Annotated in this window: 14 protein-coding genes and 1 riboswitch; of the genes, 3 read left to right on the top strand and 11 right to left on the bottom strand. The window is 39.9% G+C overall.

Translation table 11 applies throughout. The features are described from left to right. Window positions 1–20 precede the first annotated feature (20 nt). The 10 genes from LCL91_RS16725 to LCL91_RS16680 form a co-directional block, all read right to left on the bottom strand. Window positions 21–602, bottom strand: a complete 582-nt coding sequence (locus LCL91_RS16725) for an NAD(P)-dependent oxidoreductase (RefSeq protein ID WP_224883969.1) — start codon at window positions 600–602, stop codon at window positions 21–23. Next, window positions 599–1,342, bottom strand: a complete 744-nt coding sequence (locus LCL91_RS16720) for a sirohydrochlorin chelatase (protein WP_224883967.1) — start codon at window positions 1,340–1,342, stop codon at window positions 599–601. Before LCL91_RS16720 ends, LCL91_RS16725 begins: the two co-directional genes overlap by 4 nt. A 13-nt stretch (window positions 1,343–1,355) precedes the next feature. Next, window positions 1,356–2,141 (bottom strand): uroporphyrinogen-III C-methyltransferase, encoded by a 786-nt coding sequence (gene cobA / locus LCL91_RS16715; protein ID WP_224883965.1) that lies wholly within the window; start codon window positions 2,139–2,141, stop codon window positions 1,356–1,358. A gap of 55 nt (window positions 2,142–2,196) precedes the next feature. Further along, window positions 2,197–2,802 carry an adenylyl-sulfate kinase gene (gene cysC, locus LCL91_RS16710; RefSeq protein ID WP_159783212.1) on the bottom strand — a complete coding sequence of 202 codons (606 nt, stop codon included), beginning with the start codon at window positions 2,800–2,802 and terminating at the stop codon, window positions 2,197–2,199. 14 nt (window positions 2,803–2,816) lie between these two features. After that, window positions 2,817–3,965 (bottom strand): sulfate adenylyltransferase, encoded by a 1,149-nt coding sequence (gene sat, locus LCL91_RS16705; RefSeq protein WP_224883963.1) that lies wholly within the window; start codon window positions 3,963–3,965, stop codon window positions 2,817–2,819. A 25-nt stretch (window positions 3,966–3,990) separates the two neighbouring features. Then, entirely contained in the window at window positions 3,991–5,055 is a 1,065-nt protein-coding gene (locus LCL91_RS16700; RefSeq protein ID WP_224883961.1) for an inorganic phosphate transporter, read from the bottom strand. After that, complete coding sequence (locus LCL91_RS16695; RefSeq protein WP_224883958.1) at window positions 5,052–5,774, bottom strand: phosphoadenylyl-sulfate reductase; 723 nt, start codon at window positions 5,772–5,774, stop codon at window positions 5,052–5,054. Before LCL91_RS16695 ends, LCL91_RS16700 begins: the two co-directional genes overlap by 4 nt. A gap of 98 nt (window positions 5,775–5,872) precedes the next feature. Then, window positions 5,873–6,016: a YezD family protein gene (locus LCL91_RS16690; protein ID WP_098444257.1), complete on the bottom strand. Its 144-nt coding sequence runs from the start codon at window positions 6,014–6,016 to the stop codon at window positions 5,873–5,875. 96 nt (window positions 6,017–6,112) lie between these two features. Beyond that, window positions 6,113–6,218, bottom strand: a riboswitch (SAM riboswitch). A 116-nt stretch (window positions 6,219–6,334) separates the two neighbouring features. Beyond that, window positions 6,335–6,991 (bottom strand): NfeD family protein, encoded by a 657-nt coding sequence (locus LCL91_RS16685; protein ID WP_160918758.1) that lies wholly within the window; start codon window positions 6,989–6,991, stop codon window positions 6,335–6,337. Window positions 6,992–7,062: 71 nt separating this feature from the next. Then, window positions 7,063–7,938, bottom strand: a complete 876-nt coding sequence (locus tag LCL91_RS16680; RefSeq protein ID WP_160918757.1) for a DUF1002 domain-containing protein — start codon at window positions 7,936–7,938, stop codon at window positions 7,063–7,065. A gap of 184 nt (window positions 7,939–8,122) precedes the next feature. Between LCL91_RS16680 and LCL91_RS16675 the strand changes: the two genes are divergently transcribed. Next, complete coding sequence (locus LCL91_RS16675) at window positions 8,123–8,452, top strand: hypothetical protein (RefSeq protein ID WP_224883955.1); 330 nt, start codon at window positions 8,123–8,125, stop codon at window positions 8,450–8,452. 140 nt (window positions 8,453–8,592) lie between these two features. Further along, window positions 8,593–9,711 carry a flavodoxin-dependent (E)-4-hydroxy-3-methylbut-2-enyl-diphosphate synthase gene (gene ispG / locus LCL91_RS16670; protein ID WP_098444261.1) on the top strand — a complete coding sequence of 373 codons (1,119 nt, stop codon included), beginning with the start codon at window positions 8,593–8,595 and terminating at the stop codon, window positions 9,709–9,711. Between the two features lie 70 nt (window positions 9,712–9,781). Here ispG and LCL91_RS16665 read toward each other — a convergent pair whose 3' ends face one another. After that, on the bottom strand, window positions 9,782–10,183 hold the full coding sequence (locus LCL91_RS16665; protein ID WP_159783226.1) for a DUF4190 domain-containing protein: 402 nt from the start codon (window positions 10,181–10,183) through the stop codon (window positions 9,782–9,784). Between the two features lie 151 nt (window positions 10,184–10,334). Between LCL91_RS16665 and LCL91_RS16660 the strand changes: the two genes are divergently transcribed. Continuing rightward, a complete protein-coding gene (locus LCL91_RS16660) occupies window positions 10,335–10,913 on the top strand; it encodes a hypothetical protein (protein WP_224883953.1) in 579 nt (192 codons plus the stop codon). The last annotated feature ends 7 nt before the right edge of the window (window positions 10,914–10,920 follow it).

The raw sequence follows: 10,920 nt of genomic DNA, 5'->3' as shown, positions 1-10,920 counted from the left end.
CATTTATGTAAAAGTCTAGACTAATCAATTTCAAGTGGTTCGGTTAATGCATGATTCATAACTTTTTCCAATTCGTTCTTCTTTTCAATTTCGCTTATGTTTTCGCTCTTTATGGCCAACCGCTTTTCATATAAATACTCCAAACGTTTGCTATATGACTCATCATACTTAGAAGAGAGATCATCTCGGATTTTTCTTGCGAGCAGAGGACTCGCTCCACCTGTAAAAACAGAAATAATTAGTCTCCCTCGCTTAAGCGTAGCAGGTAAAGACACATTTCCTCGATCAGCCTGGTGAGAAGCATTGACTAGCTGATGATCTCCTGCTTGATTAATGACAAATTCATTCACTTCAAACGAGTTTGTCGCTACAATAATCAAAAATGCGTCTTGTAAATCACTTCCTTTAACTTCTCGTTCAACGAAAGTGATAGAGTCAAAATCCACAAGATTTTTGATCTCTTCATTAATTTCAGGACTAACCACTGTAAGAATAGCACCGCACCCAAGTAAACCTTTAAGCTTTCTCAGTGCGATACGACCTCCGCCAACTATAACGATTCTTTTTTCTGTCAAGTTTAGAGAAACAGGATACTCGCTCATCCGCTTCCTCCCTCAAATGCTTCTACAACCCTTTCTTTCAATACATCTATCAATAATTTGTGGTAGCCAAGATAGTGACAAAGATAAAAATCTGGACCACCTTTTTCTAGACTGCTTATTTTTTGTTCCATTTCTTTCATTAATATACCTGTAAATAGAAGGTAAGGAATGACAAAAACCTGACTATTGTTGCCTAATTGGGCCTGTTTAATCCCCTCATCAAAAGTTGGGTTCGCTGCTGCAAGATAGCACACAGACACTTTTTGAAACGGTATCTTCTCAAGTATTCGATTTGCGATTTGATCTAAATCGCTTAGGGTATCAGGGTCACTACTTCCCCTCCCCACGAGAAGCGCACTAGCATCCTTTCGAGGGGAGACATTCATTTCCATTACTCTTTCTTCAATGACAGAGATCAACTTATCATGAATACCGAGTGGACGACCTATGTGAAAAGTTACCCACGGGAATTGTTTAGAGACACGCTCTACTTCATTCGGAATATCTTTCTTCACATGAGTAGCAGCAAGTAACAAAACCGGTATGACTACAATTTCGAGCGCACCTTTTTTGACGCAAGCAGTGATGCCTCCGAAAATATCAGGCTCTGAAAGCTCAAGAAAACAAGTTTCTTGAATTGGGTACGAAAGTTCTTCTTTACATTTATTAACGAATTCTAAAGCTTGATTTCTTCCCTCTTTTACACGGCTACCGTGACAAATATAGAGAACAGCTTTCACTTTCATTCACCTCCTATAATGCACTTACGACAGTCTTCGTGGTTTGTTTATCTAGCGACATTTTTTCAAACCAGTTTAACTTCGCCCTTAAGTTCACAACTTCCCCTACTATAATCATACTCGGATTTTGAATATCTGCCTTTCTCACATCGTCTGTAATTGTTTCAAGAGTTCCTGTAACTGTTTGTTGAGTATGAGTTGTACCCCAATGGACGAGGGCAACCGGTGTCTCTTTCTTCTTGCCATACTTACGAAGCATTGAGCATATATACGGTAAGTTTTTCACTCCCATATAAATGGCAAGGGTATCGATTCCCTTTGCAAGACTTTCCCAGCGTAATTCTTCCTCTTCACCATCTTTACGATGTCCTGTTACAAACGCAAATGTTGAACTTAAATCGCGATGTGTCACCGGTATGCCAGCATAGGCAGGTGCAGCTATCCCGGAAGTAATACCAGGTACAATTTCAAACGGAATCCCATGGTTCGAAAGAGCTTCAGCTTCTTCTCCTCCTCGACCGTATACAAAAGGATCACCACCTTTTAATCTTGTCACAATCTTTCCTTTTAGCGCATGTTTTACGAGAAAACGATTAATGGTTTCCTGTTTTAAAGTATGGTAGTCTGGTAGCTTGCCGCAATAGATTAGCTCAACGCCTTCTTTGGCATACTCTAATAGTTCTTTGTTAATGAGTCGATCATAAAGGATGACATCTGCTTGCTCAATGCATTTCACACCTTTTACTGTAATTAAATCAATGTCACCTGGCCCTGCTCCAACTAGGAAAACTTTCCCCATTTCATTTCCTCCTCTATATGATTTATTTCAATAAACCCAACTGTTTATTGGATACTCATGTTGTGATTAACTGATGATCTACTAGATAAGAAAGAACGATTTCTGCGCACCTCTCTCTTGTTTCATTGTACGTATCAACGATCAATTCAGGGTTAACGGGTTCTTCATAGGGAGAGGACACCCCAGTAAAGTGAGGGATTTCTCCACTACGAGCTTTTTTATATAACCCTTTAGGATCTCGGAGCTCACACTCATTTAAAGGACACTTTACATACACTTCAATAAACTCATCCTTCAAAAGGAGTTCTCGCACAACTTGTCGATCACTTTGATAAGGAGAAATAAACGCAGTAATCGCAAATTGACCGCTATCTACGAGGAGCTTTGATACCTCTCCAATACGCCTTATGTTCTCCTTACGATCTTCTTCTTTGAAACCAAGGTCTTTGTTTAATCCCTGTCTAATATTATCTCCGTCAAGCACATAGCTTTGAACGTTTAATTCATGGAGCTTTCGTGATACGTCATTCGCTAATGTAGATTTCCCCGACCCTGACAACCCTGTAAAGAAGAGAACAGCACTTTTGTGCTGGTTTCTCTTCTGTCTCATTTCCTTTGTTACTACTGTATCGTGCCACGTTAAATTATTGTTTACTGTCATGACGAATCTCCTCCTTATGCTTTAACCGCATTTTTGCTCATTCCTTTAATAAGAATCTCAACTACCTCAGGACGACTGAACGTTGCAGGAGGTTGCTCGCCATTTCGTAAAAGCGCCCGTACTTTCGTACCTGATAAAATGACGTGGTGTTCCTTCCCATGAGGACACGTCTTCGCTGAAGCCATGCTATCGCACTTCTTGCAATAGAAACTATGTTCAAAAAAGAGCGGAGTGATCCCTAATTCTTCACTTGTAAATCGACTGAAAATTTTCTGGGCGTCATACGTGCCATAATAATTACCTACACCAGCATGGTCTCTGCCAACAATAAAATGTGAGCACCCGAAATTCTTCCGAACAATCGCATGGAAGATTGCCTCTCTAGGCCCTGCATAGCGCATCGCAGCCGGGAAGACTCCAAGATGAACACGATCAGCAGGATAGTAATTTTCAAGCAAAACCTCGTAGCTCTCCATGCGGATTTCTGCTGGAATGTCATCTGATTTCGTTTCACCTACCAGTGGATTTAAGAAAAGCCCATCCACTGTTTCGAGAGCTGTTTTTTGAATATACTCATGGGCTCGATGAACAGGGTTTCTCGTTTGAAATCCAACCACTGTCTGCCAACCTTGATCTTCAAAATAAGCTCTCGTTTCAGCTGGATCAAAATGATAACGATCGAACTGACCTTTTTCGCTTCTTTTAATAAGTGAAATAGGTCCACCAATGTATACATTAGGTCGATCATAGACTTTTTTGACACCCGGATGATCTTTATCCTCTGTTAAATAAACATGTTTTGCTTCTACTACCTTATCTGGTTGATAGATCGATTCAACGGTCACAGTACCATATACGGTTCCTTCGCTTATAAGCTTCACTTCATCGCCAAGAGAGAGTTTCTTAGCGACTTTATCGGTTACTGGTAACGTAATGGGAATACTCCATGGCAAACCGTTTTCTAATTTAAGATGATGAACAACTGATGTGTAATCACTTTCATTAAGAAAACCGGTTAATGGACTATATGCTCCAGTTCCAATCAATTCCAGATCGCTTAAAGCGGTTTTATCTAATTCTATTTCTTTTTGAATTCCTTCTATCTTTTTATCTGGGTTAAAACGATCGATTAGTTTTCCACCATGTGCTTGAATTGTTGTCATGATAATTCCTCCAAAATAAAATGTATTATAAACTTTCTTTTTCTTGTAAGGTTCTTTTTTGTGTACGAATTGATCGAATCAAACTTCCTGATCCTACCGTTGCAAGAATAACGCTTCCGATTGCGATTAACGTGTACAGGTCACTTTCTAGAAAAAGCTTAATCATACTGTAAGAAATAACTAGTGAAAAAACTGGTGAAACGGCCCATACCTTCAGCATTTTTGTAATAACATCTTTTTGCCAGAGCTGAAAACCATCTTTTGCAGTTCCTATTCCAATGATTGAAGAAGTGGTGATTTGAGTAAGTGGTACTGGAATGCCAAACAAGGAAGCACCGATTACTAGCCCAGCGCTCGTACCCGATATCGCACACCCTTCACCTAGCGAAAACCGTGTAATGCGATAGCCATTTGTTTCAAGTACGCGGCTTCCAAATACAAGTGCACCTAAAGCAACAAATGCCCCTCCTAACCACGCACCGTGAGAAAGGGAAAGAACTCCCGCTCCCACTAAAGGACCAACTGCATTGGCTACATTATTCATTCCTGCAGAGAATGCTTCAAGAAATCCAGCAACTATTAGTACAACAGTAAGCGATCTTTGCCATTTTGTTGTAAGGTTTAAACGCTTTTTGAAAGCATTCAACACCTTCCCCACTAATAAGGCTGCCACAAAAGCAATAACCGGAATAATAATCCACAGGAGCATAATGACCATCACATTTGAAAAAAACAATGCACGATATGCAATGCCCACCCCTACAACCGAGCCAACAGTCACTTCGCTTGTTGATAAAGGGATGCCCATTAAATTTGCTAGAAAAAGTGCCGTTGTAGCTGAAATGAATATTATTAAAATCACTTTTAGATTTAGTACTGAGGTGGGAATAATCCCACTCCCCATCGTTTTTATAACATTTCCTCCACCAAAAGCAGCCCCGGCTACTATTCCTAAAGCACATAATGCTAGTGCAGTTCCTCTTCTCTTAATGGCCCCAGCTCCATAAGCCACACCCATTGAGGCAGCTGCACCACTTGCTCCAATATTCATTGCAAAGAACAGCGCAACTATAATGACGAGAATCGTCATCGGCCTGATGCAGAATCAAGATGCAATCCGCACTCTGTTTTCTCCTGACTTGCCCATCTTCCCGCTCTAGAATCGCTCCCACTCAAAACACTTTCTGTGCATACGGCACAGCCGATACTCGGATAGCCTTGATCATGAAGGGGATTATATGGTAGATCCTTCTCGTAGACGTAGCGCCAAATTTCTTTCCACGTCCAATGAATGAGTGGGCAAACTTTTATGGACTGAAATTTTTTATCTCGATTTAAATAATTCGTTTTTTGTCTTAGAGGCGACTGTTCTCTTCTTAAGCCCGATATCCAGGCACTTACGCCGTCTAATTCTTCATGTAAAGGAACAATTTTTCGTAAATTACAGCATTGCCCTGGATCCTTCTCCCAAAGTGCCTCCCCTTTACTTAATGCTTGCTCTTCTACAGACTCTTCTGGTTGCTTCATCTTTATCTTAAGCTTTGGATATCTTGCTTTTACTTTCTCAATTAATTGATACGTTTCTTTAAAGTGAAGTCCGGTGTCTAAAAAAACAATTTCAGCTTCCTCATTTACATGAGAAATCAAATCAATGAGAACAATACCTTCCACACCGAAACTACATGCATATACGATGTCTTCTTTATAAGTTTGATAGGCCCAATTAAGAACTTCCAATGCTCCTTTTGTATCTGAATCCTGATTGAATTCCGGCTCCTCGCCTGACCAGTTCTCATATAACCATTCCATTACAAAACCTCCTATGGCAATCAAATTATCCTAAAAAAAGAGGCAGTCCTAACCACCGTGGTTAGAACCGCCTCTAGTGTCTCTAGTCAGCGCTAAAATTAAAGTCGTTCTTTTTCTTTTCTTTCAAGTTGAATCACCTTTCCATCTTGAATGACAAGTGTAATCGATCCATACTTCAACGTGCTTAGCATTCGTTCAATACGCGCTGCAACGTCTGAAAAGTTCTGCTCCTTGCTTCCCATCTTGCAACCTCCCTTGCTCATCATAATCTATAGGAGAGGCTAAACAACTAAAAAAGCCTTCCCAAATTGGAAAGACAGATTAGGTTACCTTAATTCACCTTATCTTCCAAAATGGACTCCATTTTGCTGGAAGTAGCACCTTGCCTCGAAGGCAGGTTGCTGGACGTCATCGGGCCAGTCCCTCGGTCTCTCTTGATAAGTTATTTTCTAAATCTTAACTATTATCTAACAATCTGTCAACCCTAGTTTAGAGATCGGGATAAACGGATTAGTAAAGAATATGAAAAAAACCCCGAATCTATGACTCGAGGCTCAGTTTTATATCGGATGACGTTTACTTTCTACCTTCTTTTCTTCCACTACAATGCGCGTTCCATCAACGGAGGTTACGACAACTACCGTATCCTTATCGATCCAGCTTCCTGCTGAAATCGCGCTATACTTTTTATCGTTCATTTCAATTGTACCACTCGGTCGAAACGGAGTAAGAGCGATAGCTGTTTCTCCAACTAATTTTTTATACTCCACATTCATTGAGTTGTACCCCATTTCACTACTAAGACGATCTTTTAGCGTCATCTTCGTCCACATAGACCTGGCAGGAAATACTCTTAAAAATAGAAAGGACGCCGCGGTTCCAATTAAAAATCCACTTGAAACAAGCAGTCCATATAGAAAAGTTGGGGAAGGTATAGCAACTGCCGTTACCATCATTGCTAATCCAATCAGGCCAAACGTTCCGTCATTCAATAATTTTCCGTCTAGAATAACTAATCCTAGACCAACTGCAAACACAAGACCCATCCAAACCATAGATGATAATGATGTTAAATGGTAACTGAAATAGAATGTAAGGATTAGGATTCCAATCAATCCAAAAATCCCTTTTACTCGAACAAGCAACTCTCCGAATAAGAAAAGCACGCTAAGTAAGACAACAAGAAAACCAACTGCAGGCAAAGATAGGATTTCCATCCTCGCTCCCTCCTTTTCTTTCCACTCTTAATACGTATAACGAGAGAAGAAAGTTTCAGTCCATTGTCACTTTACGATTGAAATACCCCTTTTATTCCATCAATAAGCGCAATAAAGAAATCAATTATTTTCTTAATAAAAGATTGTGTTTCATCTTTGTTTAAAAATTCATCAAGATTTTCTCTCGCATTCTCGAGCTGACTCTTCATTTGATCCCAGTCGATATCGAGATTCTTCATTCGATTAAACAGTGCTACAAGTCCGTCTAGTTCTTCTTGAGTTAGTTCAATTCCTGAATCGCTAGCCGTTTGTTTAATCATCGTTCTCATGTCTTCTTCTGTCTCAGGGGGGTTTGTAGCAATTTCATCTTTAATTTTCGTCATTAACTCTGTTGCTTTATCAGCACCAATACTATCACTTAATTGAGCAGTCGTTACTAACTCCTCATTTGCAACCTGTTTCTGTTCCTCAGGAATGACTTCATCTGAACTTAACTCATACGCTTTAATCAAACCAGTTAAAGCTGCCGTACCGGATACTTCCGTTGGTGCTGTTACGTAGATATCAGCGTCTTTTACTCCAGCTGTTATTAAAGCATTGGCATACATCTCATCTGTAACCCAGTTGATATTTTTTGTTTCCACACTTAACCCAGCATCTTTCTCACCAATTGTAATCGAGGAGGAAGACAAGGCACGCGTTCCAATTAAGGCTTTACTAATATAGTTGCCAAGGTATTTATGCTCTTCTTCATTTGATACCGTCACGGTCATGACGTCGTCTGGTGCTTTCATTTCTTCTAATAGCGTTTGCTTTTGTTCTTCTGATAAATCTTCACCAAGTGTCACAATGACATCACCAACACTAGCATCAGCGAACGTTACAATTGGCACAATGAACATGATCAACAACATTGACAGAAAAAATGGCATTACTTTTTTAAACATGTTTTGATCTCCTTTTTTAACGTAAGGCTTGCTCGATGAGTAAATGTTAAGACTTCTCATCTCCTTGTATTCTACTCGACAGTTGCTCGAAAGAAAAGATAATTCATTAAGAAACCTGTCATATCATGGAAGGACAAGCATACTTATATATAAAAGAAATAAACACGATAGGAAGGTGAGAGCGATGAAAAAGCTGCTAATGGGAATCCTTTTACTCCTAATTCTTCACACCACTTACTATGATTTAACAACTGGGACACTCCCCTCACCCAGAGTGGAGTCTGAAGCAGCAGAAGTACTCGCTCCACCCAAAGACGATGCCCCCTATGTGGTATACAAAATTAGCGCTGGTGATACCGTTCTTTCTTTAGTGGAAAAGGCAAATGGATCGGTTCCTGTAGCAATTGAAACGATTGTTCACGATTTTGAAACATTAAACAAAATTCATCCTACAGGGATACAAATAGGAAAAGAATATAAGATACCAACTTATCCCAACACATCTGCTCAGTGATTATTTCTTGTCAATAGCTCTGTAAAGTTGCTACAATGGGATAGTATTACAGATGAGTCTTATTCCCTACTAGGGAAGCATATAAAAGCGATCTAAATCATGAGGTAAGCAATCCTACATGTAAAAGGAGCGATTTTCGCATGAATGAAATTACCCACCGTAGTAAAACAAGACCTGTTAAAGTAGGTCCTTTAACGATAGGCGGTAACGATGAAGTTATTATTCAAAGTATGACAACTACTAAAACGCACGATGTGGAAGCAACAGTAGCTGAAATTAATCGTCTTGAAGAAGCTGGTTGTCAGATCGTACGTGTTGCTTGTCCAGATGATCGAGCTGCAGATGCGATTCCAGAAATTAAAAAAAGAATCAATATTCCTCTTGTCGTTGACATCCATTTCAATTACAAGCTTGCCCTTAAAGCCATTGAAGGTGGAGCTGACAAGATTCGAATTAACCCAGGTAACATTGGGCGTCGTGAAAAAGTGGAGGCAGTTGTAAAGGCAGCTAAAGAAAAAGGTATTCCAATTCGTATTGGGGTAAACGCTGGTTCACTAGAGCGTAAAATCCTTGAGAAATACGGATATCCAACGGCTGAAGGTATGCTTGAAAGTGCCCTTCACCACATTAAAATTCTTGAAGACCTTGATTTCTACGATATCATTGTCTCAATGAAAGCATCTGATGTACAACTTGCTACAGAAGCTTATGAGCTCGCAGCTCGCTCATTTGATTATCCATTACACCTTGGGATCACAGAATCTGGAACGCTATTTGCTGGTACAGTGAAAAGTGCCGCTGGTTTAGGTGTTATTCTTTCTAAAGGTATTGGAAACACGGCACGTATCTCTCTAAGTGCTGACCCTGTTGAAGAAGTGAAAGTAGCTAGAGAACTTCTTAAATCATTTGGTCTTGCTGCAAATGCTGCGACATTAATTTCTTGCCCAACATGTGGACGGATTGAAATTGATTTAATTTCGATTGCAAATGAAGTTGAGGAGTATATTTCTACGATTAAAGCACCAATTAAAGTAGCTGTGCTTGGCTGTGCCGTTAACGGTCCTGGGGAAGCACGTGAAGCTGATATTGGTATTGCAGGCGCTAGAGGTGAAGGTCTTCTCTTCCGTCACGGAGAAATCATACGCAAGGTTCCTGAAGAAACAATGGTAGAAGAATTGAAAAAAGAAGTAGATAAAATAGCAGAAGAACACTACAAAAAAATGGCAGAAGAAAAAGAGAAAGCGGAAGCTAACTCTTAAGAAACTGTTCCTGTAGACACGAAAAGCCAGGCACGAAAGAGTGCCTGGCTTTTCTATTTCTGTTACTTAACTAAAAGAACGGTGCGAAGAATAAGCTGATGATCATTGAAGCGGCACCGACACCTATCGCCCATGATCCAAGCGTTGTCAGTCCCTTTCTCCTAGCAACAAATCCTACGACAATTCCCGCTGCTCCAAGAATCACGGGAAGAATAAACAAAGAAATAACGGACAGAGCAAGAGCTGCTACACCAATACCTACTCCCGTTTTTTCTTGTTCCTGTCTTTTAGCTTCAAAGTGTTCATGATGCTCTTCAGAAGTTGGACGTTCATTTTCAGGTGACTGTAAATAAGGGCGGTCCATTACACCGGGAGCTACTTCCGCTGCTGCTTCTTCATAGTAATCCTCTTCAGCGCGTACCTCTCGCTCCTCGATTAGGTCCAGATCCTCATCTTGTCTGTCTTCTGTCATATACATCCCTCACTTTGCCTTGTTGTGGAGCATGCTTAGTATTCGTAAGCAAACCAAAGATTATGTTTCATTCTTCAGTAAGATCCTTCCAACTCAAGGTCATTGCTTCTGTGTTATGATAATATGTGAGATCACAAAAAGGGGTTTTATCATGACTATCAAAAGACTCGGACTTGATATTGATGGAACAGTCACAAGTCCTAAAACATTCCTTCCATACTTAAACTCATCATTTAATAAGAAATTGTCACTTGATGATCTAACAGAGTATAATCTTGCGAATATTCTCGGCATTCATAAAGATGAATTCTTCAAGTGGTTAAAAGCAAATGAGAAAAACATTTATGCTAACGCAATAATCGCTGATGATGCTCATTCAATATTAAAATCTTGGGAAGGAAAGTACGACCTTTTCTACATCAGTGCCAGAGGAAACCACCTTCTAGACACAACAAAAAATTGGTTTGCTGCAAATTCTGTTCCGTTCCATCACATTGAGCTTATTGGAAAACATGATAAAATTGACGCGATAAAAAAACATGGTGTTGACGTATTTTTTGAAGACAAACATGATAATGCTTGTGCCATTGCAGAGGAGTGTCAAATACCTGTTATTCTTTTTAATACACCTTATAATCAAGGAACCGTACCTTCTAATGTTTCCCGATTAGAATCGTGGCATGAAGCACGTCAATGGATTCAACTACACAACAAAAGCGGCAGAGCCTGAGCTCTAC

The sequence above is a fragment of the Guptibacillus hwajinpoensis genome, from assembly GCF_020171785.1.
Lineage (GTDB): Bacteria > Bacillota > Bacilli > Bacillales > Guptibacillaceae > Guptibacillus > Guptibacillus sedimenti.
Note: the sequence above shows the minus strand (reverse complement) of the source record. Positions and strands in the feature narration are given on the sequence as shown.

Coding starts and splice junctions, on each gene's coding strand:
- LCL91_RS16680 (WP_160918757.1), bottom strand. CDS start 7,938: ATGTTTAAAAAAGTAATGCCATTTTTTCTGTCAATGTTGTTGATCATG.
- LCL91_RS16725 (WP_224883969.1), bottom strand. CDS start 602: ATGAGCGAGTATCCTGTTTCTCTAAACTTGACAGAAAAAAGAATCGTT.
- LCL91_RS16685 (WP_160918758.1), bottom strand. CDS start 6,991: ATGGAAATCCTATCTTTGCCTGCAGTTGGTTTTCTTGTTGTCTTACTT.
- cobA (WP_224883965.1), bottom strand. CDS start 2,141: ATGGGGAAAGTTTTCCTAGTTGGAGCAGGGCCAGGTGACATTGATTTA.
- LCL91_RS16675 (WP_224883955.1), top strand. CDS start 8,123: ATGAAAAAGCTGCTAATGGGAATCCTTTTACTCCTAATTCTTCACACC.
- LCL91_RS16690 (WP_098444257.1), bottom strand. CDS start 6,016: ATGGGAAGCAAGGAGCAGAACTTTTCAGACGTTGCAGCGCGTATTGAA.
- sat (WP_224883963.1), bottom strand. CDS start 3,965: ATGACAACAATTCAAGCACATGGTGGAAAACTAATCGATCGTTTTAAC.
- LCL91_RS16665 (WP_159783226.1), bottom strand. CDS start 10,183: ATGACAGAAGACAGACAAGATGAGGATCTGGACCTAATCGAGGAGCGA.
- cysC (WP_159783212.1), bottom strand. CDS start 2,802: ATGACAGTAAACAATAATTTAACGTGGCACGATACAGTAGTAACAAAG.
- LCL91_RS16660 (WP_224883953.1), top strand. CDS start 10,335: ATGACTATCAAAAGACTCGGACTTGATATTGATGGAACAGTCACAAGT.
- LCL91_RS16700 (WP_224883961.1), bottom strand. CDS start 5,055: ATGACGATTCTCGTCATTATAGTTGCGCTGTTCTTTGCAATGAATATT.
- LCL91_RS16695 (WP_224883958.1), bottom strand. CDS start 5,774: ATGGAATGGTTATATGAGAACTGGTCAGGCGAGGAGCCGGAATTCAAT.
- ispG (WP_098444261.1), top strand. CDS start 8,593: ATGAATGAAATTACCCACCGTAGTAAAACAAGACCTGTTAAAGTAGGT.